This is a genomic window from Mycolicibacterium wolinskyi, from assembly GCF_002101965.1.
Classification (GTDB): Bacteria; Actinomycetota; Actinomycetes; order Mycobacteriales; family Mycobacteriaceae; genus Mycobacterium; species Mycobacterium wolinskyi.
Genome location: NZ_LQQA01000012.1, coordinates 127,388 through 148,652, shown reverse-complemented (window position 1 = coordinate 148,652; position 21,265 = coordinate 127,388). Strand labels below are relative to the sequence as shown.

27 protein-coding genes and 2 pseudogenes are annotated in these 21,265 nt (G+C 65.0%); 16 read left to right on the top strand and 13 right to left on the bottom strand.

All coding sequences use genetic code 11. From position 1 onward, the window contains the following. Positions 1-271 (bottom strand): annotated as a pseudogene (locus AWC31_RS12015) (NlpC/P60 family protein); the annotation flags it as partial. 292 nt (positions 272-563) lie between these two features. Between AWC31_RS12015 and AWC31_RS12010 the strand changes: the two are divergent. From AWC31_RS12010 to AWC31_RS12000, 3 genes and pseudogenes are all read left to right on the top strand, one after another. Beyond that, the gene (locus tag AWC31_RS12010) at positions 564-959 is read left to right on the top strand and encodes a hypothetical protein (RefSeq protein WP_085144472.1); all 396 of its coding nucleotides are present in this window, start codon (positions 564-566) and stop codon (positions 957-959) included. A 7-nt stretch (positions 960-966) separates the two neighbouring features. Then, positions 967-1,209, top strand: a pseudogene (tnpA, locus tag AWC31_RS12005) (IS200/IS605 family transposase); the annotation flags it as partial. A gap of 3 nt (positions 1,210-1,212) precedes the next feature. Then, positions 1,213-2,463, top strand: coding sequence for an RNA-guided endonuclease InsQ/TnpB family protein (locus tag AWC31_RS12000; RefSeq protein ID WP_085144471.1), 1,251 nt, complete (start codon positions 1,213-1,215; stop codon positions 2,461-2,463). Positions 2,464-2,597: 134 nt separating this feature from the next. Here AWC31_RS12000 and AWC31_RS11995 read toward each other — a convergent pair whose 3' ends face one another. Then, positions 2,598-3,017: a hypothetical protein gene (locus AWC31_RS11995; RefSeq protein WP_085144470.1), complete on the bottom strand. Its 420-nt coding sequence runs from the start codon at positions 3,015-3,017 to the stop codon at positions 2,598-2,600. A gap of 275 nt (positions 3,018-3,292) precedes the next feature. On the opposite strand from AWC31_RS11995, the gene AWC31_RS11990 reads away from it, so the two are divergent. Beyond that, positions 3,293-3,631: a hypothetical protein gene (locus AWC31_RS11990; protein WP_133057893.1), complete on the top strand. Its 339-nt coding sequence runs from the start codon at positions 3,293-3,295 to the stop codon at positions 3,629-3,631. 116 nt (positions 3,632-3,747) lie between these two features. On the opposite strand, the gene AWC31_RS11985 is transcribed toward AWC31_RS11990, so the two are convergent. Further along, the gene (locus AWC31_RS11985) at positions 3,748-4,407 is read right to left on the bottom strand and encodes a chemotaxis protein (protein ID WP_234816827.1); all 660 of its coding nucleotides are present in this window, start codon (positions 4,405-4,407) and stop codon (positions 3,748-3,750) included. A 244-nt stretch (positions 4,408-4,651) separates the two neighbouring features. On the opposite strand from AWC31_RS11985, the gene AWC31_RS37375 reads away from it, so the two are divergent. Further along, a complete protein-coding gene (locus AWC31_RS37375; RefSeq protein WP_165765943.1) occupies positions 4,652-4,927 on the top strand; it encodes a hypothetical protein in 276 nt (91 codons plus the stop codon). 1,189 nt (positions 4,928-6,116) lie between these two features. Here the strand turns inward: AWC31_RS37375 and AWC31_RS37135 are convergent. Then, positions 6,117-6,575, bottom strand: a complete 459-nt coding sequence (locus tag AWC31_RS37135) for an Rv2240c family protein (protein WP_165765950.1) — start codon at positions 6,573-6,575, stop codon at positions 6,117-6,119. Between the two features lie 537 nt (positions 6,576-7,112). Then, the gene (locus tag AWC31_RS11970; RefSeq protein WP_234816826.1) at positions 7,113-7,814 is read right to left on the bottom strand and encodes a hypothetical protein; all 702 of its coding nucleotides are present in this window, start codon (positions 7,812-7,814) and stop codon (positions 7,113-7,115) included. 111 nt (positions 7,815-7,925) lie between these two features. Between AWC31_RS11970 and AWC31_RS11965 the strand changes: the two genes are divergently transcribed. Next, entirely contained in the window at positions 7,926-8,204 is a 279-nt protein-coding gene (locus AWC31_RS11965; RefSeq protein WP_085144467.1) for a hypothetical protein, read from the top strand. A 1-nt stretch (position 8,205) separates the two neighbouring features. Here the strand turns inward: AWC31_RS11965 and AWC31_RS11960 are convergent, their stop codons facing one another. Continuing rightward, complete coding sequence (locus AWC31_RS11960) at positions 8,206-8,718, bottom strand: helix-turn-helix domain-containing protein (RefSeq protein WP_085144491.1); 513 nt, start codon at positions 8,716-8,718, stop codon at positions 8,206-8,208. Between the two features lie 311 nt (positions 8,719-9,029). On the opposite strand from AWC31_RS11960, the gene AWC31_RS11955 reads away from it, so the two are divergent. The 10 genes from AWC31_RS11955 (at position 9,030) to AWC31_RS11910 (ending at position 16,300) form a co-directional block, all read left to right on the top strand. After that, positions 9,030-9,446: a WhiB family transcriptional regulator gene (locus tag AWC31_RS11955; RefSeq protein ID WP_085144466.1), complete on the top strand. Its 417-nt coding sequence runs from the start codon at positions 9,030-9,032 to the stop codon at positions 9,444-9,446. Between the two features lie 18 nt (positions 9,447-9,464). Beyond that, positions 9,465-9,722 (top strand): hypothetical protein, encoded by a 258-nt coding sequence (locus AWC31_RS11950; RefSeq protein WP_085144465.1) that lies wholly within the window; start codon positions 9,465-9,467, stop codon positions 9,720-9,722. Further along, positions 9,719-10,573 (top strand): DUF6551 family protein, encoded by an 855-nt coding sequence (locus AWC31_RS11945; protein WP_085144464.1) that lies wholly within the window; start codon positions 9,719-9,721, stop codon positions 10,571-10,573. Before AWC31_RS11950 ends, AWC31_RS11945 begins: the two co-directional genes overlap by 4 nt. An 81-nt stretch (positions 10,574-10,654) precedes the next feature. Next, positions 10,655-11,575, top strand: a complete 921-nt coding sequence (locus AWC31_RS11940) for an alpha/beta fold hydrolase (RefSeq protein WP_165765949.1) — start codon at positions 10,655-10,657, stop codon at positions 11,573-11,575. After that, on the top strand, positions 11,572-12,177 hold the full coding sequence (locus AWC31_RS11935; RefSeq protein ID WP_133060153.1) for a hypothetical protein: 606 nt from the start codon (positions 11,572-11,574) through the stop codon (positions 12,175-12,177). The genes AWC31_RS11940 and AWC31_RS11935 overlap by 4 nt, the downstream gene beginning before the upstream one ends. Continuing rightward, the gene (locus AWC31_RS11930) at positions 12,174-12,485 is read left to right on the top strand and encodes a hypothetical protein (RefSeq protein WP_085144461.1); all 312 of its coding nucleotides are present in this window, start codon (positions 12,174-12,176) and stop codon (positions 12,483-12,485) included. The genes AWC31_RS11935 and AWC31_RS11930 overlap by 4 nt, the downstream gene beginning before the upstream one ends. After that, positions 12,482-13,885 carry an IS607 family element RNA-guided endonuclease TnpB gene (gene tnpB, locus AWC31_RS11925; protein WP_207626343.1) on the top strand — a complete coding sequence of 468 codons (1,404 nt, stop codon included), beginning with the start codon at positions 12,482-12,484 and terminating at the stop codon, positions 13,883-13,885. The genes AWC31_RS11930 and tnpB overlap by 4 nt, the downstream gene beginning before the upstream one ends. A gap of 286 nt (positions 13,886-14,171) precedes the next feature. Beyond that, positions 14,172-14,471, top strand: a complete 300-nt coding sequence (locus tag AWC31_RS11920; RefSeq protein ID WP_133060152.1) for a hypothetical protein — start codon at positions 14,172-14,174, stop codon at positions 14,469-14,471. A gap of 127 nt (positions 14,472-14,598) precedes the next feature. Then, entirely contained in the window at positions 14,599-14,799 is a 201-nt protein-coding gene (locus tag AWC31_RS37130) for a hypothetical protein (RefSeq protein WP_085144459.1), read from the top strand. 409 nt (positions 14,800-15,208) lie between these two features. Next, positions 15,209-16,300 carry a helix-turn-helix domain-containing protein gene (locus AWC31_RS11910; RefSeq protein ID WP_207626342.1) on the top strand — a complete coding sequence of 364 codons (1,092 nt, stop codon included), beginning with the start codon at positions 15,209-15,211 and terminating at the stop codon, positions 16,298-16,300. 46 nt (positions 16,301-16,346) lie between these two features. Here the strand turns inward: AWC31_RS11910 and AWC31_RS11905 are convergent, their stop codons facing one another. The 7 genes from AWC31_RS11905 to AWC31_RS11875 form a co-directional block, all read right to left on the bottom strand. Then, a complete protein-coding gene (locus AWC31_RS11905) occupies positions 16,347-16,628 on the bottom strand; it encodes a toxin (RefSeq protein ID WP_234816825.1) in 282 nt (93 codons plus the stop codon). A gap of 17 nt (positions 16,629-16,645) precedes the next feature. Continuing rightward, on the bottom strand, positions 16,646-16,873 hold the full coding sequence (locus AWC31_RS11900; protein WP_085144456.1) for a ribbon-helix-helix protein, CopG family: 228 nt from the start codon (positions 16,871-16,873) through the stop codon (positions 16,646-16,648). A 124-nt stretch (positions 16,874-16,997) separates the two neighbouring features. Then, entirely contained in the window at positions 16,998-17,357 is a 360-nt protein-coding gene (locus tag AWC31_RS11895; RefSeq protein WP_085144455.1) for a type I secretion protein TolC, read from the bottom strand. Continuing rightward, positions 17,354-18,985 carry a WXG100 family type VII secretion target gene (locus AWC31_RS11890; RefSeq protein WP_085144454.1) on the bottom strand — a complete coding sequence of 544 codons (1,632 nt, stop codon included), beginning with the start codon at positions 18,983-18,985 and terminating at the stop codon, positions 17,354-17,356. The genes AWC31_RS11895 and AWC31_RS11890 overlap by 4 nt, the downstream gene beginning before the upstream one ends. 12 nt (positions 18,986-18,997) lie before the next feature. Next, positions 18,998-19,303: a hypothetical protein gene (locus AWC31_RS11885; protein ID WP_085144453.1), complete on the bottom strand. Its 306-nt coding sequence runs from the start codon at positions 19,301-19,303 to the stop codon at positions 18,998-19,000. Between the two features lie 69 nt (positions 19,304-19,372). Beyond that, positions 19,373-19,678 carry a hypothetical protein gene (locus AWC31_RS11880; RefSeq protein ID WP_085144452.1) on the bottom strand — a complete coding sequence of 102 codons (306 nt, stop codon included), beginning with the start codon at positions 19,676-19,678 and terminating at the stop codon, positions 19,373-19,375. A 10-nt stretch (positions 19,679-19,688) separates the two neighbouring features. Beyond that, entirely contained in the window at positions 19,689-21,227 is a 1,539-nt protein-coding gene (locus AWC31_RS11875; RefSeq protein WP_110775042.1) for a DUF4226 domain-containing protein, read from the bottom strand. Between the last annotated feature and the right edge of the window lie 38 nt (positions 21,228-21,265).

Here is a 21,265-nt window from a genome sequence, read left to right as displayed (position 1 = left end):
CCTTAGTGGTATCGATCTGCTGCTGCATCGCGGCCAGGCGCTCATCCATCGTCGACACCATCAACCGCGAACCCGCCGGCGTCCCGGTCGCCGGCGCGATCGCCGCGGCCTGCGACCGCGCCGAATCCCGCACCCCTGAGGCGCCACCACGACCCTGCTCACCAGCAGAACGACCATCAGCGGCAGCGGTGTTGGTGTCGGCATCCAAGCCCGACACACCCGTCCAGCCCTGCCGATAACTGCCCGCCGCACCCTCCACACCGGTCTGCAACCGACCACCAGACGGCGCCCCCGGCACCACCGGCCCACCACCATCAACCCGACCCGAACCCCCACCGAACTCGGGAAACAACCCCACCCCAGCAGACAACACACGATCGACCTGCGCCACATACGCACCAACCGACCCGCCACTCACCCACCAAAACTAACCACCACCCCAAACCCCCAACCACACCCAAAACAACCTGCTCGGAACTACTTGCCGACGGCTGTCGCATAACCCGCCGCGCTCTGAGTCAATGAGCGTGACCGACATTTCATCGAGAATCCGGGGGGAAATCATGAAACACACAGTCGTCGACCGCATCTGGCGCCGCTTCCGCCGCTCACCGCAGCCAGACCCGACCTTGGCCATCGCCACACCCACCGAGGCCCTCGACACCGCGGCCCAGCTCCTCAACAGCGCCTGCTCGCACAGCGTCGCCGTCGCACTGTGGTCCAACATGGCGTGCCGGCCACTGGCCGCCCTGCTCTACACCGCCTCGCCCGCCGGTAACGCCGGCGCCATGCCCTGGGTCCGCGCTACCGCAGCCTCCCTGCGCCACACTGGCGGTTGGGACATGGCCACCGACGCATGCGCCGCGGTCAATCCTCTGCTCACTGACTGGCTCGTTCCCGCCGGCTTCGAGCGGCAGCGGCTGAGCATCGCCGAGGCGCTGGCAGAAGCAACCCAGTAGCGGGCAGTTGATCGAGGTGGAGACCATGCCGGACCACGTTCACCTACTGGTGGAGGTGGATCCCCAGTTCGGGGTGCACAAGCTGGTGAAGGCCATCAAGGGCCGCTCGTCGCGGGTGCTGCGCGAGGAGTTCCCGTGGCTGCGGTCGCGGTTGCCGTCGTTGTGGACGAACTCGTATTTCGTGGCCACCGTTGGGGGTGCGCCGTTGTCGGTGATCAAACGCTATGTCGAGACGCAGAAGGACCGCTGAATCATGCTCACGGGTCGGCGGTTTCGGGTGGAGTTCACCGACGAACAGGCTGAGTTCGCCGAGCGGATCGGGGCGGCGTGTCGAGCGGTGTGGAACACCGGCCTGGAGCAGCGCCGCGAGTACCGGCGGCGTGGGGCATGGATGAACTACCAGCCGCAGGCTCGTGAGTTGGCTGAGGCAAAAGTCGAGCATTCGTGGTTGAAAGATGTTCCGGGGCATTGTTTGCAGCAGACACTGATGGACCTGGATCGGGCCTGCCGCGAGCACGGCACCTTCCGGGTGCGGTGGCGGTCGGCGCGGCGGTGGGCGCCGTCGTTCCGGTTCCCCGAAGGCTCCAAGATGGCGGTGGAGAAACTCAACCGCCGACATTCTCGGGTGAAGCTGCCCAAGCTCGGGTGGGTGAAATTCCGGCAGACCCGCAACATGAGTGGTGAAACCATCCGCTCGGCCACCCTCAGCCGTGAGGGCCGGCATTGGTTCGTGTCGTTCCGGGTCGACGACGGGGTGAGTACGCCGAATGAACATGCGTTGCCGGGTACCGCGGTGGGGGTGGACCGTGGGGTGGCGGTGGCCGTGTCCACCAGCGACGGTGAGCTCGCCGATCGTGAATTCGTTACTGCTGGTGAGCGTCTTCGGGCGGCGGTGTTGGCTCGCAGACTGTCACGCGCCAAAGGGGCGGCCAACCGCTCCAAGATCCGCGCGGAACTGGCGAGGTTGCGAGCTCGTGAGCGGCACCGTCGCGCGGACTTCTGCGCTCAGACCGCTCACCGGTTGGCCCACACCAACGCGATAGTGGTTATGGAAAGCCTCAAGACCAACCAGATGACTCGACGGGCCAAGCCCGTCGAAGACCCCGACAACCCCGGTCAGTTCCTGCCCAACGGCGGGTCGGCCAAATCAGGACTGAACAGAGCTGTGCTGTCGAAAGGGTGGTATCGGTTCGAGCAAGCGTTGACATCAGTGGCCCGCTACACCGGGACACAGGTGATCAAAGTCCCGGCAGCGTTCACCTCACAACGGTGTTCGGCGTGTGGGCATGTGGACCCGAAATCTCGTGAGAGCCAAGCGGTATTTCGGTGCACGTCATGCTCACGGCCCGCCGAGCACGCGGACGTGAACGCCGCCAAGAACATCCTGGCCGCGGGGCTTGCGGTCACCGCCTGCCGAGAAGCCACGACACCTGCGGGTGTTGGGGTGACGTCGACGCAGGAACCAGCAGGAAACCGCGAGGAATTACTGCTCCAACCCATCTAAACAGGTTGGAATCCACCGGCTTTCAGCCGAGGGGAGGAACGTCAAATCTCATGAGATATCGCGCAAGATAACTAGTCGTGAAGACGTCGCGGACCCTCACCCCAACCGCGAACGCCAGCCGCCCTGTGCGAGTCCTATCCCGAACCCGACAGGTCGCGTTCTGCGCTTGCGATCGCGATGCTCTCGTAGGCTGCCCGAGCCGCATCGCCGAACTCGTGGCCATCGCCCATGCCCGCAACCACGGCCGAGAACATCGCGGTCACCTGGCCCAACGCATCATCACCCAACCCGGACACCGTCACAGGCCGGACAGCCATCAGCAGCAGGTACTGACTCAACTCGCCGACCGTCGAACAGCCCGTCTGCTCAGCGACGTCCACCAAATCCGCGCGCTCACACAACTGTTCAGCGATCACCGTGTCCGGTGGATAGTCAGCAAGTTGCCCCAAATACGTTGTTGCCACCGCGTCGACCAGTACCCGCAACGCCTTATCCGCCTCGCCGCCAAGCCCCGGCCCGAACGACTCTGCACCAGCACCACTGCTGTCCATCATGGCCTCACCATCTCCCGACCGAGGTCGCTCCGGCTACATCCAAACTGCTTTGCCTTCACTGTTGTGCAACACCGAATCTGCACATAGTTTCAGAACGTGCAGCGGCTAGTCCCCTTTGCCGCAGCACCGAGGCCCCGGCGAAACCCCTCGTCGCCGGGGCCTCACTCATGCCCCACCGGAAAACTAGCGCCCGCTACTATTTCTCGCCAGCTCTGGAACACGCCCACGCCGCCACGAAATCCCTTGCTGGCGAACCCGTCCGTAAAATGTGTCTCGTGATGCTGACCAATCGCGGTGCCGTCACCGACACCTGGGCCTCCTGGCGCTTCTACAACCGCGTACGCCCCCAGTTCCTCGCCTGGAACCACGCCATCCTCACATACGAAAACGAATCCGGCGACGGCGAGAAAATGGTCAAGTTCGTCGACGACGCCGCCAACATCCTCGAACTCCACGGCATCACCTACGGCTACGAAGGCGGCACCCCAGGCGAACTGGCCGAAATGCTCATCAAAGAAGGATTCCAAAATCCAGATCGAATTCGCCACCTGGTGTACAACATCGGCGGCGACCAGAAATACCCAATGACCATCTCCCGCGACTCCCGGATCTAGAGGTCAACTCGACCAGCATCGCAAGCCCACTATCTCGCAGCCTTTGCCACGTCCTGTCAGCGGAGCATGCAAACACCGCAGCCGTCCGCACCGTGCGCGGCTACGTCAACACACGACTACACGTTGACCGGAGCGAACGACGGAGTAGGCACACCAGCACACCACGCCGCATACACCACATCCGCCGGAGTCCCACTCTCCCAACAGATCAGCACTTCCAGCCGCCGACACTCGGCGAAATCACGCTGATACGCCACCAACTGCTGCGGATCCTCAATACCGATCACACCCGGCCGCTGCGAACCCGCCATCAACCGCGCCGACGAGTACTCATCACGCAGCACCGACCACTCCCCAGGCGCCGGCCACCGGCCCGCCACCACAGCCCTCCCCACCGCCTGAGCCGCCGGCGACAACTCCGGCCCGCAATTGAACACCGCCTGCCCAGTCACATGACGCACATACGCATCCACCGCACCCGGATCGCCACTCGTCAAATCCAAATACAGACCTGGCGCAACTGTTTCCAACCGATGCGACCGACTCCGCAACAACTGCGACGCCTCAGCCTCATCCGGACCACCAACAGCCGGCACACCGACCGCCACATCCGCGACACTCTCATCAACCAAATCCGACCGAGACATGAAACTCGTCGCCACCGCAGACACCGCATCACCGCGAGCCTGGATCGCCCTCAACACCGTCTCAGCCGGATTGAACCACCCAAACCACCGAGCATCAAACGTCGAATCAAACCGCGCCGCCAACGGCATCGACCGCGGCACAAACACCCCGGCCGGCACATAACCCGCACCCTCGTTCGTCGCAATCCACAACTCAGGCTGACCCGAAACACCGCGCGCCACACCCACGGCCCACTCCAGACCCGGACACACCGCACTCGACGCCGCCGCGAGATCCGCGACCACCTTGCGCGCACTCTCCAGATCCGTCATCGAAATGTCGCGACCCACCCGGCCGCCGCCACCACTGCCGCCACCCACAGGTAGGAGCCCAGTGGCGCCTGGAGCACCCGCAGGAGGCGGAGGCACCGCACCCGGCGGTGGAGGCGGCACCGCACCACCACCCATCGCCGGCGCACCAGCACCCGCAGCAGGCGGCAACACAGACCCATACGACGTCATCTGCGCACCAGGCGGAACACCCATCGGGCCACCAGCAGCCACCGGAGCCGACGACACAGCCGGCGCCGCAGGAGCACTCATCGTCGCAGGCGCAGCCGCCGGCGAAGCAGAACCCATCGGCGCGGCCAACGGAGACGCCGGAGTCTGAGGAACAGGCTGAGCAGCCGGCGGTGCAACAGGCATCGCCCCCGCGGCATTCGACGCCGCAGCTAGACCTCGACCGAAATCACCGCCGAATGCGGCCCGCATAGCTTGCGACGACTGCCCCTGCACAGAAGACGCCGGGCTCCCCACATTGCTCGCCATCCCAGCCGGATTCGCCCCACCAAGCAACCCCGACATCGGGCCCATGCCGCCGCTAGCCGCACCACTCAACGGTGAAGCGCCACCACCAGGCGCAGACGGTGCTGACGGCAACGACGGCATCTTCGGAGACGCTGGCGAAGCTGGTTGCGTTGGCAGAAGGCTTGGAGTCGATAGGTCTTTGCCGAACGACGAAGGAGAGCCAGAAGCACCGCTCGTACTGTGCCCGCTACCCCCGCCGCTGCTCAGCTCCTTGCCGTAGTCGCCTGGCGAGTCGGGTTTACTGGGGTGATGGTCGCCGCCGCTGGACGGATCGGTTCCAAATCCGCCGTCGCCCTTCGGGGGAGCCTCTGGAGCTCCGAACTTGTTCGTGAGGCTTTGTGTTTCAGTCGTGACGAAGCCTCGTAATTCGGCTGCGTGCGCGTTGATCTGAGTCCGGTAGGTCGTGAGGATTGGTGCGACGGCCGCGATGCCTGCTACCACGTTGTTCGACTTCAGCACGGCCTCGATCTCGCGGTGTGCGTTGTCGTGCGCTTCCCTGATGAGCCGCTTGGTACGACCTACGTCCTCCCCCAGTCGACGCATGCCGGCCGAGCCTGTGGTGAGAACGTCAATCAGATGCTCGTGAGCCTGGTGCTCACTCCAGTAATGTGCCTGCGCAGCTTCCGCCCCGTCACCCGCGGTCCAACTATTTGAAAAAACCTGATCTGATTGGTTTTTCGCCTCAGCCGATGCCGTCGTGTGCTCGCTGGCGAGCTGCGCGAGCTGGTCAGCGGCCGCAGCGAGCTCAGTCTCCGACTCAGTCGGCCACACGTCCGGGCCTACCAAAGACGCTGTATACAAACCGGGTTGGAGCTGAACGTCGCCGCCCTGCGCCATCCCGCATCCCGGCACGAAAGAGTCGGGCTTCGAAGGCTTAGCGGCAATGAACCGCTTGAGTAGCTGGCCCATCTGCTCCTGCGCCACTCCCGAATACTGTTTAGGAGCAACAGCATCCGGAGTAGGTGGCGTCGGCTTCGGAGTTACGGCTGCCATCAGCGCAGCCCGCACGCATCGGCCAGTGCGTACGTTGCATCGTTCGATTCAGTCGTCAGCCGGTTGACCTCATCGACGCTCCCGGTTCCGGTCGCAGCCGCGGTCAGTTCGAGCGATGAATCGATGTAACTGTGCGCAGCGCGGCTCAGTTCATCTGGTAATGCAAGAGTCAGGGTGTTTTGAACGGCGACAACGCTATTCACCGTTCGCAAGACGAGTGGCACGTTGACTTCCCCATTTACCAGAACGCCGCCCAGGCCTCGCTGGCCACGAGCTGTCCTGTCGAAAACACCGCACAGTTTTGACTTAGCTGCGTTTTGCTCGGCTGCGGTGAACTGGGGCTCACTGGGAGTCGCGGCGGGTGGAACTGGAGGAGGCTCGGCCACGGCGCTGTTCCGGGTGATCGCGTAGGTGATCGCCGCCGTGGCAGCCACAGCGACGACCATCAGGATCGCCATCGCCAGCACTACTAGCCACAGGCTCGGGCGACGTCCCGGCCGCTCGACGGGAGGCGGCGGTGCTGCCGGTGGTTGCGGCGGAACACTCTGGGTAGGAGGCGGTGGCGGCAGCGGCCGCTGATCGGCCGCGCCTTGAACCGGAGCTGCGCCGGTCTGCGGTGCCCACGGCGATGTCGTGGTCATAGTCTGCCCCCTCCAGAAGCCTCTCTCGCTACGTCGTTAGAACGCCCGTGCTGAGTTGCTCGGTCGTTTCCACCGAGGTCACGCTCGCCGCCGAGGTAACCGACCCGAACGCCACCTTTGCTGCCAAATTCGCCGACGCCGAGGCCAAGAGCAACTCCAACTCCGCGGTGTACGGAGCGATGTATGTGCCGAACGGGAGCGCCGGAAGCCCAGCACCCGCTGTGGCCCCTCGCGCGGCCGCCGCAGCAGCAAGACCACCGAGCGTGTCCGGAGCTGACATATGCATGGATGACGCCATAGGCCGATGCTACCGCCGACTTCTGCCGCTCACAGCAGTCAAGCAGCGCCAATATCTCAGGCGAGGAGCTTTGCCAGACGGCTGTCTCTCGACCACCGATCACCCAGCACTGCCGTTGCCGTCCACAAACACAACGCCGGCACCGCCGGGCCCGCCAGGCGCAACGGCGCGACCTGGCCATCAAACGCCAGCGTCAGCTGCCAAGCGTCGAGATCCGGGTAGAACTCAGTGATACCGCCGTAGTAGTAACTCTCAAAGCCGGCATCGAGCGTGTTGCACAGTAGCCGATGGTTCGTCATCGTCACCTGAATTTGCTGGTGGTCACGCCACCGCTGTTCGGCATCTCGACGAGCCGCCACTTTCCGACGATGGTTGACCGCTGCACTCACCGCCAACGCGCCAACCATCACCGCCGGCCGGCCCACCACCAACATGCCGGTCTTCTGATAGCGCCCATCACCGGCCGCGTACAACCGGCTGTACGACAAATCGGCCTGCAGCAGACCGAACTCATCCGCCGCGAGAACGGGCCCGAACACCTCAATCTCAGGCGGACTGATGCCTTGTGCGAACCTACGCGCGGCACCCCGCGCGTAGAGCCACCATTGCTCCCACTCGTTGCGAGGCGAGGCCACCGCGTGGTGCTGACGCTGCTCGGGCTCGGAACCTGCCCGGTCGGGAAGGTCCGGATCGTAGACAGCAGGCAGCGGCCGGGCATCACCGCCGGCAACCTGCTCCTGCCACCATCCGTCCAACATGCTTCGGATTATCAATCACAGCACCGACATACGCGACGGCAAAACTCTCAACCACCAGATTTCCGCGTTGGATATAGCGCACAACTGCACAGCCGGCGTTCTCCTTGTCGCATGCCCTATGACGAGAACTACTCGAATGATGCCAACGAGGCCGATCAAGATCTGCTCGACCAACTCGACGAAGACTTGATGAGGCTCGCCGAACTAGCTGATGCGGAGGCGGACCGACTCGACGCGCAGGTATCCGCGGAACTCGACGCACACATCCAGCATCCGACCATTACACGCCCGTCGACGAAACACTCCTTGAAGAGACCCACGTCAAAAACTGTCAATAGGCCGCTGGCGCAGGTGATCAAACTCGCCGACCGCCGGAGTGGTCGGGACTAGCTCAGACCTCGGCCCTCAACTCTGCGAGCAATGAGATTGCCTCACCTCGTTCCGAGTCGTCGAGCCACGGCAACAACGCGATGATTGCCTGTTCCGCTTCTCGTGCCGATCGCGTCACCTCGTTAATGAGATCTGCGCGTGCCCCAGGCTCGATCTGATCGCGGTGTTTGGAGAACGTTGACTTCATCGCCAGCACCTGGCGCGCGAGCGCAAAGCGGTCGCCAGATGCTGCCGGCGGCCCTTCCGCGTTAGTAGATGTGGGCTCAACCGTTCGCGCGTTGGTCGCCTCGGTGGGCCGCCCCCCTCGCAGGGTCTCGTCGATACTGCCCGGCTCCCATTGAAGAGCAATCTCGAGCGCGGCGCGCATGCGTTGACTCAGTCGACCGTAGCGATTGTTCTCAAGCTTCCTGAGTGTCTCGACAGCGGGTCCGCCTCGTTCATGCACTTCGGCCTGGGTGAGGTTGAGCGCGCGACGTCGACTCCGCAGCTCTACGGCCAGCTTCTCCCAGGACATGATCCACACATCATGCCTGATAGACCGGTATCTACCGACGATTCTCCGGTAGATGACCGGTATTCCATGCCGCCCAGTCGCGGAAACTGGGAAAAATACCGCTCAATGCGAAAGTCGTATCTGCGCTCCCGGTTTACTTGCCGAAGGTGATTAAGCTGGGAAAACCTGCGTTTCCGCCGTTCGCGATGCAGAAACCTCATGGAGCTTCCATCCGATAAATACCGCTTGATACCGGTATCTCTGGTAATGTTCCCGGTATATACCGGTTGATACCGGGCCATGTTGAGACGTCAAACGGAATCGAGGGAACCATGACGGACAGCCACCTGCCCACGGCCCGACTCGCCGATGACTTCGGCCAGGTGCCGGCCACGAGGCTTTTCGAAACCACGGAGCCTCGGCCATGCACGGCCACCAAGCCGGGCCCCGGCAACGATCCATGGTTCTCCAACGACCGCAGCCGTGAACGCGCTGCGCGGATCTGCAAGACCTGCCCGTTTATCGGCCGGTGCGGCTACAACGCGGTCGCTTCCAGAGCAACCCACGGTGTGTGGGGTGGAGTCGTTTTCCCGGGCGACAAGGCCGCAGCACTCGAAAAGATCTACGCGCAACTCCTCGACCAGTTCGAGCAGCGGCGCCCGATCGAGTTGGGCCACGCGCCCGCGCCCGAACTACCGGCAGCGACCGCACATCGCCGGCGACGATCAGCCACCGCCACCGCCGCCTGAAGAGCAGACAGCAGCACCGTGGACACCAACCTCCACCACACCTGCACAGGCGGATGCGGAACCGCCGTATCAGACCCACGCCATCCCTGCGATACCTGCTGGGATCGCCTGCCCTCCACCCTCAAACGCGATCTGCTGTTGAGCCTTGCCAGCGTCGAAATCAACACCGCCGTCATCTCTGTCGCCGAATTCCTCGGCAAGCCAATCCCCCAGTTTCTGGCCGGTGACTTCGGCCTGCGTGTCAACCAACCGCGCCAAGGAGAAACCACGCCATGAGCACCACGTCCACTACCCGACCCGCGCCCTACATCGCCGCGCTCGCTGTCACCGAACTGTTCGTCGACCACAGCTACCAGCGGCCCCTGGACCTGCCCCGGGCCCGGCGCCTTGCCGAATCCTGGGAACCACCGCTGATCGGTGTCATCGAGGTCTCCGACCGCGGATCCGACCAACAACCGCGCTACGCGATCGTCGACGGCCAGCACCGCTACGCCGCCGCCAAACTGCGCGACCCAAAAGCCGTACTGGTAGCCAACATTCACACCGGACTCACCGCGCGTGACGAGGCGCACCTGTTCTACGAGATCGACGCCAAACGAACCCGCCTCACCGGGTGGGACCGCTGGAACGCTCGTCGCGGCGCCGGCGACCCGACCGTTCTCGCCGTCGAATCTGTCGTCGAGGACGCCGGCCTGCGCGTCGAGGATTCTCCGACCAACGGCTCCGTCCGATGCGTCTCGACCTGCGAGAAAGTCCTCAAGCTCGGTGGCCAGCCGCTCCTGCGCGAGACACTCGGCTTGATCACCGAGGTCTGGGGTGTCGAGGTCGAGGCCTTTGACTCGCCCCTCGTGCATGGAACAGCACTGGTGCTGTGGCACTACGGCAAGACAATCAACGTCGAGCGCCTCGCAGACGCGATGGTCGACGTCTCACCAAGGCAGTTCAAAGCCAAAGCCGTCGCGCTCCGCGAATACGAACGCGGCAGCAACGCGAAGCTCGCGGCCCTGGTCATCGTCAACACTTACAACCGCACCAAAGGCCCGAAACTCGACAAGCCAAAAGACTTTACGAAACGCTCCCCGCAAGCAGGCGTCCGCCGGCCCTCCTCGTTAGCCGCAGCGTCCTGAGCCCGGTTGTGACAGATCATGGCCACCGCAGCCGGCAGGACCAGTGACGTAGCTGCCATACCGCGCGTTATCGAACGGCAAGTGATCACCGCAGACGGAACCGCGCTCGCAGTGTGCGATTACCCGAGCTCGGAACCGACCCTGCACACCGTCGTGCTCCTGCACGGCTTCTGTCTCTCACAGATCAGCTGGAGCATCCAGATCCGCCTCCTGCGGCACGCCCGGCCAGACGTGCGAATCATCAGCTTCGACTACCGCGGCCACGGCCGATCCGCGGCCGCACCACTGCGCACCTACAGCATCGAGCAGCTCGCCGACGACCTCGGCCAGGTACTCACCGCACTCGGCGTCACCGGGCCCGTCACACTGGCCGGCCACAGCATGGGCGGCATGACCGCCCTCACCTACCTCACGCTCGCGCACCAGCGGCGCCCCGTCACGCCCGCTGGTCTCGTCCTGGTGGCCACCGCAGCCGGCCGACTCGCGCAGCGCGGCATCGGCCGACTCCTCAGCCTCCCCGCTGTCGGGATGCTCGGCACCATCGTCGACCACGCCCCGCACCGCGGCGCCGACCACACCGTACGAACACTCATCCGGCCGGCCTGCCGAACATTCAGCCGACTCGCCGGCCTCGGCAGCGCGGAACGGGCCGCGTTCGTCGACACCGCGGCCGACGCCGTGCAACGCGCACCGCTGGCCACCGCTGTCGGCTTCCTGCCCAGCCTGCAGACCTACGACCGGTACAACGAACTCGCCACCATCGTGGCCACCACCGTGGTGGTCAGTGGCGGCACCGACACCGTCACACCGGTCTCGCACGCCCACGACCTGGTCGCAGGCATCCCCGGCGCGGTTCACCTGCACGCAGCCGCCGGCGGCCACATGCTCCTGCACGACGCGCCCCGCCTCGTCGTCGACGCGATCGCGCGCACCCTCACGCCCCTGGCGCACTCCACCATCACTGATGCGTTTAGTGCGCCAAAAGTATTGGAGGCAATATGAATACAGCGCAAGAAACAGGGAACGGCGTCGATGTGCGCCCCTTCAACAGCGGTGCGGTGACACGTGTGCGGTACCGCGGCTGGATCGTCGACGTCGACCATGCCGGCACTGTCACGGTGCCCCGCCAAACCGTCACCGGTGCGGCCGAGGATCTCGCCGTATGCCTCGACGCCGCCCGCACTATCTCGGCGAAAAACGTGGCCGACGCTAAGGCCGCAGCGGCGGCCGCCCGCGCCGCTAAGGCCGCAGCCGCGCCCCAAACAGCTCCACACATCGTCGCAGCCGTACCCGATCGGCGACCCCAAGTACGTCCGCTCATCCAGGTGCTCCAGGCCGCCCGCGACATCGCCGACCACCACTGGCACCCGCGCCGCAACGACATCTACATGTGCACCAAACAAGCCTGGCTCGACCACGAAATGAGCGTGCCGTTCGCCTGGCTGCAACGCGCACTCCGCGAAGCCCTGCCACCGAACGCCACACTCACTGACTACAACGACAACTCAGACCACGAACGCGCTGTCGGCCTGTTCGACACCGCGATCAGCCAACTCACCCGAGCGCCCCGACCCCAGCCGATCACCGTTCAGGCCGCATCATGACCCCGAGCTTCGGCCAGTGGATCCTGCAGCGAGCACGCAGAACCTGGGAACAGGCCTCCGTGGCCACCAGGTGGAAGATCAACCTGGTCCTGCTCGTTGGTGTCGCGGCCGAGTGGCTCCTACCGCCGTTGATCACCGTTCTCGCGGCCGGAACACTTCTCGCCTACGCCTACCGGCTCTACCGACGCTCCGTGAACCACGCCGCGCGCGAGGATGATTCACAGGTCCACGCCTACATCGGTGACTCGCTGTCCGACGACTCACTGCGCTGGGCCGTCAGCACCTGGTCGCGGAAATACCGGGCATGAGTGCACCGGCAACGCCTGTAATCGACGCCGCACCGACCGTGCTGCGTGCATATCGGTTTGCGCTCGATCCGACCCCGGCTCAGGAACAACGGTTGCGATCGCACTGCGGCGCAGCACGATTCGCTTACAACCACATGCTCGCCCTCGTGAAGGCCAACCTCGACCAACGCACTGCTGAACGCACCTACGACATCCCAGAGACCGAGTTGACTCCGGCGCTCAACTGGTCGTTCTACTCGCTGCGCAACCAGTGGAACCAAATTAAGGGTGATGTCGCACCGTGGTGGTCGGAGAACTCCAAAGAGGCCTACGCCAACGGCATCGCCAACCTCGCCGCCGCCCTATCCAACTGGTCCACGTCCCGCGCGGGCCAACGCCGCGGCCGCGCCGTACGGTTTCCCAGATTCAAGACCAAACGGGCCCGCCCATCCTGCCGCTTCACGACCGGCGGGTTGGGCCTCGTCGAGCGCGATCGCCGGCACATTAGGCTGCCGAAAATCGGCGTCATCCGGACTCATGAGTCGACACGCAAGCTTGCCCGCCGCGTCGAGACAGGAGCCGCGCGGATAAGGTCGGCCACCGTCAGCTTTGAGCGCAGTCGCTGGCACGTGGCATTCAGTGTCGAACTGGCCACCGCCCACAGACGGCGCCATAGCAGCGGTCAGGCCGGTGCGGTGGTTGGTGTGGATCTCGGCATTACCCACCTCGCCGTCCTCTCCACACCGGTCCCCGGTGTCTCCGATGAACACGGCATGGTCGCCAACCCCAACCACCTGGAGAACGCACAGAAGCAGCTGCGTCGGCTTCAACGCCAGGCCTCACGCCGACGCGGCCGCGACAAACGAACCGGGACGACACCCTCAGCACGCTGGCTTCACACCCAGGCCGAGATATACCGGCTCCACGCTCGTATCGCCAACGCCCGTGCAGATGGCCTGCACAAACTCACTACCGCCTTGACCGAGCACTTCGAGACAATCGTCATCGAGGATCTCAACGTCGCCGGAATGCTCACCAACCACCGGATCGCACGCAGAATCGGAGGAGCTGGATGGGGCGAACTCCGCCGGCAACTCACCTACAAAACCAACGATCACGGCGGCACGCTTGTCGTCGCCAACCGCTTCTACCCAAGCTCTAAAACCTGCTCCAACTGCAGCACAGTGAAAGCCAAACTGAGCCTCTCCCAACGGATCTACCACTGCGAGTCATGCTCGGTCAGCATCGACCGTGACCGCAACGCCGCTGCCAACCTGGCCGCACTCGCTGCCAGCGTCACAGCCACGTCCTCCCCGAGTTGCGGGGCGACGCAAAACGCGCCCGATGGAAACCCGCACAAGACCAGCACCGCTGGCAGCAGGTACCGCCACGGGAAGTCCAACGAGGACAACGCCGCATGAGCAATCACGCGGCTGGCGCAGCCTTTCGATGGGGAGCGTCAACGGCCTGGTGCTCAGATGACGTCGTCATATGGGGCGAGTCACGTCCTCCACTACCACTGACACGAAATTGGTTGATTAATAACGCATTACGCGATAATCGGGAAGGACTTGCAACTCGATGGTGATGAATACTGGCGTTGCCACATTGGCTGTTCGTGATCAGCTGGCCTCTGAACTCCGTGAAGCCTGCCGGCCCCTATCGACGATGCAGTTGGCTGCTCGGTGTGGGATCCCGTGGCACACGGTGCGGCTCGTCGACGCGAGCTGCTCATGGGCTCAGGCCTTCGCTGAGCATCGTTATGGCGCGGTCCTCGACTGCCGCGACGGAGTCCATACCGTGGCCGTGCCGCCGCTGCCCGGTCTGATTCATCCGCTTCTTGTCGAGTTGGAGGCCGCCGGCATCATCAGCCGGGTCACCGGGCCGGGCGTCGGCAAGCATGCCACCGATGGCTTCGTGCGCCAGGCAAATCATGCGTGGGTGAGTTGGCGGTACTGCGGCCGGCGGTCGGATCCGGAGTTCGATGCCGTAGTGGCCGGCCTCTGAATCAGGTCATGGGTGGATCACGCTCATTCACGAATCACGTTGATCTGTAGGTACTTTCGTGCTGATTCGGCGCTGTCTTCGGCGTGTCTCGAATCGGCATCCGCTTAGCGATGACAAGGTCACACTCATGCCACAGCCGCACAAAGGCAACCGTCACAAAATTCCAGTGCGTCCGGTCGACCGCGTTTACCGAAAGCTGGAAGAAATGCGCATCGAGGCTGGCGTCAGCTCCATGTCCCAGTACATGAGTGACGTCCTCGCAGTGTGGGCCGGGATGCCCGAACTCGCCCGCGAATTGAACCAGGAGGTGTTGCAGATCAGCGCATAGAAGGTGCGGGTGAATTCCCCGCTGCCCCAGCACATCTGAATAGCGCGCGAGAGCTACCCATAAACGACGAACACCCCCGGCTGGCGGGCCGAGGGTAAACGTTCGTTGCGAGTGCGAAGTGCCGAGTTTGGCGGCTCGGTACTTCTCGTAGGCGACTCGCGCACCTATCCCCGAAGGGACTGTCTTGCTGGACAGATCTCACGGTAGCGCACGTCTCCGACAAGGTCCAGAGGACGCGCAGCCGTGCTCTCAGCAGCCTTCTCGGCCATCCGGTGTGGCCGAACGGCTTCGGCGCCCGTACCAGGGTTCCAGCCGCACGAAACGTCGCCGCGGTGTGATCCGCACCCGGCCGCGCCCCACCTCGCAGCGTCGACGTCGCGCTGCCCGTAGACCGGTCCCGCGCGGCCATGTGTGGCTGGACGGTGAGCTCGTCTACCTGGAGCTGCCCGAAGACGTCCACAAGGGCGTGCCCTGCTGGACCGGCAAGGCGGCCCGCTGGGTGCACTTCACCGTGGCGATCGCCTATGACCTGCACTATGACGAGATTCGGCCGCAGATGGTCAACGGCGGCATCAGCAAGCCCGCACTGCTGGCGATCGCGGCGGCCCGGGCCCGCTACGCCGATCACGACACCGGCCGGAACTGCCGGCCTACTAACGATCAGCTGGCCGCAGCAACGGGGTTTTCGGTGCGCCAGGTGCAGCGGGCCAATGAGGCGCTGCGGTTGTTGTCGGTGGCCACCGAGGTTCTGCGCGGTCGGCAACGGACCCTGGTTGAGCGGTTGGCGTCGTGGCGGGTAGGTGACCGCGGTCGCGGCTGGGCATCGGTGTGGGTGCTTCACGATAGTGCCTGGTTAGCCCGAGCTATTAACAAGCTGTCACCCCACCTCGTAGGGTCTCTTTTTACTTGTAAAAGCTTGCTTTTACGAGAACTCACTACCACCAGGCGGACGCCTGCCGGCGCCCGTGGTCGCGGCGCGGAGCGCCGCAGATGCCCAGACAGGGACGGTTCGGCCCTGGCAGGGTCCTGGCGGGCCCATCCTGGCGCTCCACCGTGGTGCAGACGCTACTCGGCGGATGCTTGGGCTGCGATGCTAGCCGCACCTGCTCGGCACGGCTGGACGGCACGTGACCTCAACCAGCTCATCACAGACTGGCTCGGCATCACCGGACGCCGAATCCCCGACGCACCGCACAAGCCCATCGGGTTACTGGGCGCGATTCTGGCCTGGCACGGCGCGGAGAACCTCGACGATCGGCCGGCCGCCGTCGACGAAGCGCGCGAGGCCGAGGAACGCACCGCGGCCGCCGCGAGGATTGCCCGACAGGTCACCGATCTCACGCCGCCGAATGGTCCAGATGGTGGCGGCGATGGCCGTGCCGCCGCGCGCGAGGTAGCGATGGAGGTCGCGCGCACTGCAGCCCGCAAGCGGACCGAAGAGGCGGCGCGTCAGGCCGTCCAGTTGCAGGAGGCGGTGCGCCGAGCGCGCGGGTTGGAGTGAGTGTCAAATATGTTGGAGTTGTGGGGAACTGGTCGCTTGCGCGGGTTTAGGAGATGAGAGCGGTCACCAACGTGGTTGTCTCGTGCAGTGCTGTCGGGCCGACGTTGCCGATCGGTTCGTCGAGGGCAGCGGCCGGGAGCCATTGGACGAGCTCGGGGAGTGCGACGCCGTTCGGATCCCGTACTGGGACGACCATTGCCATTGTGGCGTTGGGGATTTCACCGGGGATGAAGGGGCAGGTGATCAACCTGCCTGTTTCGGCAGCCAGGTGAATGGGGTTCGACAGCACGATTATGAACATGTCGTTGTTGGCATCGCGGCGCGGCACGATGTCTCCTGGTCTTATCACAGGCCAGCGGCTTGGTTTGCTTGATAAATCTGCTCTGCGTAGTCGTCGATGTTTAACGCGGGCACTGTCTGAGTTGTGTAGTTCTGCAGTGCAATTCGAAGATGCTCGTGACGTAGTGCTTGTTCGAACAGCTCCGATCGATTGAGTCCGGCGGCCTTTGCATCGCTATCCGCGGCTGCCAGCACCGAGCCGTCCAAGGTGACGGACACTTTCTCCTTGGGCATACAGCCATCGTACTAACAGTCGGATTACTTGTCCCACCTTGTTGACCGTTGCGGCATCGTCCAGGCTTACGTGTTTGCGTGCCGTGAAAGGCGCCGTTGCGCGTGTCTGGACCCCTGGAATGCGTCAGTCGGGTAGCTCGACGTAGGGCACGCCGAGCACGTCGGGTTTGAACCGCGGGTCGCCCGGTGAGAGATATTCGGCGTAGAGGTTGCGGACCTGCTCGGCGAACCGCGCGCGGGTCTGGCGTAGGGCGTCGGTCATGATCTGTTCGAGCTCGGTGTTGGTGTACTTGTGCAGGGCGTCGTCGTCGACCTCGAACACTGTCAGGTCGCCGTTCTCGTCGAACCGGACTGTCACGTCGGGGTGGACCTGGTCGAGGGCGATCTTCTCGCACGCGTCCATCCAGGCGCGGTTGCGGGCGCGCCAGTGCGCGATCCCGTCTTCGACGCGCGCTACGTACTCGTCGTCGGACAGCTGCGTCATTTCTTGTCCCCCTCAGACTGTTTGACACTGCGCGCCTCGCGGCGGCCCTTGACGGGTTCGGTGTTCGGCTGCTCCTCGATGTGTAGCCGGCGCTCCGGGTAGAGGCGGCGGTCGTCTTCTGAGCTGCCGCCGCGGCCGCCCATCGGTGCACCCATCATCGGCGGCATCATGCCGCCACCCATCGGCGCGCCGCCGATCGGTGGGCCGGCCGGTGACGGTGCGCTCACCGTCACCGGTGCCGCGGCGATCGGTGCCGACGTGCTTGCGGTGGTGGCCGGTGCTGTCAGCGGGCCCGCCGGGGAGGATGCCGGTTCGGTGCCGCCGGGCATTCCCCCGCCGCCGCCCCCGCCATCGAAGCCACCAAAATCAGGTGTGCCGCTGGATAGTTCGTCTCCGCCGCCCAGCTCGGGTGCCGCGGCGGACATGGCCGATGTCAACGCGCTGGCGCCTTGCGTGACACCTTGGACCGCTTGGTTGCCGACCTCCTGCAGTTTCTGGCCCGCTCCGCTGACTGCGCCGAGTACTCCGCCGAGGGCGCCGGATACGCCGCCGAGGACGGCCGGCAGGACGGTTTTCATCATTTCGGATGCGGTGTCGGTCGCGCCGTCCAGCGCGGGGTCAGACAGCGGATCTGCCGCCGACAGTGGATCAGCGGTGTCTGTGTCGGTTCCGGGCAGTTCGGCGGGGTCTGTGCCGTCGGTGGTCGTGTTTGGTGCGCCAGGAGGTCGGCCAGGCTGGGTTGTGGGTGGTTGCAGCGTGCCCATCGGGCCGGTGTTGGCGGCCGCGGTGTACTCGGCGAATCCGCGGGTGGCTTTCTCGTTGGTTTCGGCGAGCTTGAGTTGCAGCTCGGTGATGGTGGCCGAATAGCGGCCCATGGTGCCGGGCTGGGCGTTGGCGACGTTGGCCGCGTGTAGGCGGCGCTCCAGGTCGCTGAATACTTCCGGTGCGGGAATGGAGGCTTTGGCTTGGCGGAAGTTTGCGGCTTGTGTGCGCGCGTAGGAGGCTAGTGAACGTGCCTGTTGGGCGTGTTCGGTGTAGCGGGTTTGCAGGCGCGAGATGTGGGTGTCTGCCTGGTCTGCGGCGGTCGACGACCAGCTGTTGGTGGTGTCGGTGCGCGCCGATTGCACGGTGCTGGCCGCGTTGTCGAGCGCGGTGGCCCGATTCTCGAGGGCGGTCGCGGCCTGGTCGAGGCTGTCGGCGCCCGGGCCGCCGTGGATGAGTTGGGCGATCTGGTGGCCGGTGGTGGGGATGACGCCGGCCGGCGCCGGTACCGCCGGCGGGCCAGGGATGTCTGGGGCCGCGGACGTCGGCGTGTTGACCGAGATCGGGGACGTCGAGGTGGCCGTGTCGCTGTAGGACAGGCTGCGCGAGGAATCGGCCTCCTGCTCTTCGTAGGTGGTCGCGGTCGTGTTCAGTCGCGTCGACGCGTCGGCGGTCCGAACGTTCGACGATGTCGTGTCGATGTCCAAGCTGCCCATCAGCGTGGCCAGCTGGGTGGTGACCTGTACCGAGGTCGCGTCCGCGGCCGGCGGCGTGACCGTCGCGCCGGACGGGGCGGTGGGTGCCGCGCTGAGAACCGCGCCGGCACCGCGCACCCCGTCCGGATCGATATCGACGTTTTCCCCCATACGTTGGCCAATCTAGGTCGACAGCGCCTTGCGGTTGGCGTCCTCGGTGTCGCCGTAGCTTTGCAGGTCACGGCGAATGTGCGAGGCCACACCGGCCGCGAAGGCGCCGAACCGCTCGCCGGCCTCACTGCGGGCCTTGAGTGCTGCGGCGTACTCCTGCCCGATCGAGGACGAGCCCAGCTTGCCGAACGCGCCCTTGGCTTCGGTGAGCGTGGCGTCGTCGACGTGCAACCGCTGACGGGCGGCGTCTGCTTCGGAATCCCACCACGCGGCGTGGTTGTTCCACTCGTCTGGATCGAGGTTGAGCGACCTGCTCATCGGTTTCCTCCTGCCATGATTATTGGCTGCATTTCCCCACCGTAACCACGGTTTTCAGGTTATGCCGCATCAGAAATTGATGTTGCGGCGTCGGTATTCGTCGATCTCTGAGGCCATCGGGTAGGCGGCTGTGCCCGGGGCGATGTTGGCGCCGCGCTCGTTCATCGCCGCCAGAGAGTCACACCGCACCCGCATCAACGCCACCTTGTACAAGTGCAGGACGCGCTCGGACAGCTCTTCGGCCGTCCAGGTGGCGTTGACTTCGGGCTCGATCTGCACACGCGGCACCTCGTTGGCGTCGAGCTCGACCATCAGCGCTCCGTCGCGCGAGTATTCCACGTAGGTTTGCTCGGTGGTCGTTGCTTCAGGGTGCATCGTCGTTCTCCTACACGGCTCCGACACCGGTGGATCGCGCGGATGCGCCCGGCGCCTGTGTCCAGCCTAGAAAGTCTGTACGGCTGCCGAGTGCACTAAGTGGCTGCACCTGCCCATCCAGCCAGATTTTCCGGTTCCCGAGCGCCAGGATCGGCTCCTGGGCGTCGAAGTAGCCTAGCTCGCCGCCCTTCATCATGTTCGGATCGACCGGTGCGGTCACCGCGGTGCCCGGCGGCGGCAACTGGATGTTGTGCGCGGCATAGGCCGCGGTCACGCCCATGCCCTTGTTGATCACGTCATCCATGACCGCTTTCGTGGTCGGGTCGGGAGCGGTGAACACCTCGTCGCCCGCCTTGACTGTCAGGTCGGACTCCCCTGGCTCGGCCTTACCGGCTTCCGGTGCAGCGGCTTCCGGTGCGGTTTCGTTCTTGGCCTTCGGGTCGCCGGCAAGCGGATCAGCTGGGGTCGGCTGTGGCGGCGGCTGCGGTTTGTCGTCCTTGAACTCATCTTCGGGTCCCTCGGGCTTCTTGCCTTCCTCGTCTTTGAACCCGTCCTCAGGCGACTTCGGAGCCTCCTCGGCCGGCTTGTCGTTGAAACCGTCCTTAGCCATCCCCGCCAGCCCACCGCCCAACGACCCGAGCATGGAGCCGAGATCGCCGATCGGCAGGCCTCCCCCACCCATGCCCGACATCATCTGCGGCAACGATCCCAACCCCGCCAACGCCGGACCCATCGCCGACAGCGGATCCATCGTCCCGCCGCCCAGCGGTCCCAGGCCCGCCAGCGGATCCTCCAAAGGCTCGCCGCCGCCCGCCACCGGGCCGCCGCCGACCGCCGCGGGCCCGCCACCCGTGCCACCAGTGCCGCCACCGTCACCCCCGCCGCCGCCAGAACTGCCGCCCTCGCCGCCTCTGCCGCCGGCCTCGTCGTGCTCGTCGCCCTTCGGCCCGGTCGTGCGGTACTCGTCGCCCAGCTCCTTGAGGATCTGCGCCTGGGTGGCCGAATCGACGTGTGCATCCGCGAGGATCTTCTGGACCTCCGCGAGCTTCTCGTCGAGGAACTTCTGGAACGTCAACAACCCGGCCGGGTTGTTCAACGCCTCCGGCCCCATCTGGGTCTTTTTGTCCTCGATCTCCTTGAGGATGGCCATCACCCGGTCATACGACGCCTGGTTGGCCGCGAAGATCTCCTTGAGCTTGGCCGCCAGCTTCTCGTCGATCGCCGACACACCCGCAGTACCCGTGCCGTAGTCGCTGCCAGCCTGGTTCGCCCCACCTGGAAGGCCACCGTTCTGCGGCCCAGGGGTCGGCGGCGGCCCGGTGGCGGGCGGCGGCGCTGCAGCTGGCGGCGCAGGAGTTCCAATCGGGTCATGGCCCGGGGGCAGCGGATAGGTCGGGTCTGAGCCGCTTCCTCCCCCGCCGTCGATCGTCGGCGACGGGGCAGGATGCTGCGGTGGGCCCCCGGCGCCGAACAGGTTGCCAGCGGCGCCCACCAACTTGGTGACATGGAAAACGGAGTCCGCCAAGATTTGGTCAAACGGAATCGTCACCGTAGACCACGTCCTTTCATTCGGGGGCGCCAGCCGCC

What these genes read in the sequence shown, in the direction of transcription:
- AWC31_RS12010 (WP_085144472.1), top strand. Translation starts at nt 564, where the DNA reads ATGAAACACACAGTCGTCGACCGCATCTGGCGCCGCTTCCGCCGCTCA.
- AWC31_RS12000 (WP_085144471.1), top strand. Translation starts at nt 1,213, where the DNA reads ATGCTCACGGGTCGGCGGTTTCGGGTGGAGTTCACCGACGAACAGGCT.
- AWC31_RS11995 (WP_085144470.1), bottom strand. Translation starts at nt 3,017, where the DNA reads ATGATGGACAGCAGTGGTGCTGGTGCAGAGTCGTTCGGGCCGGGGCTT.
- AWC31_RS11985 (WP_234816827.1), bottom strand. Translation starts at nt 4,407, where the DNA reads ATGCCGTTGGCGGCGCGGTTTGATTCGACGTTTGATGCTCGGTGGTTT.
- AWC31_RS37135 (WP_165765950.1), bottom strand. Translation starts at nt 6,575, where the DNA reads ATGGCGATCCTGATGGTCGTCGCTGTGGCTGCCACGGCGGCGATCACC.
- AWC31_RS11970 (WP_234816826.1), bottom strand. Translation starts at nt 7,814, where the DNA reads ATGTTGGACGGATGGTGGCAGGAGCAGGTTGCCGGCGGTGATGCCCGG.
- AWC31_RS11965 (WP_085144467.1), top strand. Translation starts at nt 7,926, where the DNA reads ATGCCCTATGACGAGAACTACTCGAATGATGCCAACGAGGCCGATCAA.
- AWC31_RS11960 (WP_085144491.1), bottom strand. Translation starts at nt 8,718, where the DNA reads ATGTCCTGGGAGAAGCTGGCCGTAGAGCTGCGGAGTCGACGTCGCGCG.
- AWC31_RS11955 (WP_085144466.1), top strand. Translation starts at nt 9,030, where the DNA reads ATGACGGACAGCCACCTGCCCACGGCCCGACTCGCCGATGACTTCGGC.
- AWC31_RS11945 (WP_085144464.1), top strand. Translation starts at nt 9,719, where the DNA reads ATGAGCACCACGTCCACTACCCGACCCGCGCCCTACATCGCCGCGCTC.
- AWC31_RS11935 (WP_133060153.1), top strand. Translation starts at nt 11,572, where the DNA reads ATGAATACAGCGCAAGAAACAGGGAACGGCGTCGATGTGCGCCCCTTC.
- AWC31_RS11930 (WP_085144461.1), top strand. Translation starts at nt 12,174, where the DNA reads ATGACCCCGAGCTTCGGCCAGTGGATCCTGCAGCGAGCACGCAGAACC.
- tnpB (WP_207626343.1), top strand. Translation starts at nt 12,482, where the DNA reads ATGAGTGCACCGGCAACGCCTGTAATCGACGCCGCACCGACCGTGCTG.
- AWC31_RS37130 (WP_085144459.1), top strand. Translation starts at nt 14,599, where the DNA reads ATGCCACAGCCGCACAAAGGCAACCGTCACAAAATTCCAGTGCGTCCG.
- AWC31_RS11900 (WP_085144456.1), bottom strand. Translation starts at nt 16,873, where the DNA reads ATGCCCAAGGAGAAAGTGTCCGTCACCTTGGACGGCTCGGTGCTGGCA.
- AWC31_RS11895 (WP_085144455.1), bottom strand. Translation starts at nt 17,357, where the DNA reads ATGACGCAGCTGTCCGACGACGAGTACGTAGCGCGCGTCGAAGACGGG.
- AWC31_RS11890 (WP_085144454.1), bottom strand. Translation starts at nt 18,985, where the DNA reads ATGGGGGAAAACGTCGATATCGATCCGGACGGGGTGCGCGGTGCCGGC.
- AWC31_RS11885 (WP_085144453.1), bottom strand. Translation starts at nt 19,303, where the DNA reads ATGAGCAGGTCGCTCAACCTCGATCCAGACGAGTGGAACAACCACGCC.
- AWC31_RS11880 (WP_085144452.1), bottom strand. Translation starts at nt 19,678, where the DNA reads ATGCACCCTGAAGCAACGACCACCGAGCAAACCTACGTGGAATACTCG.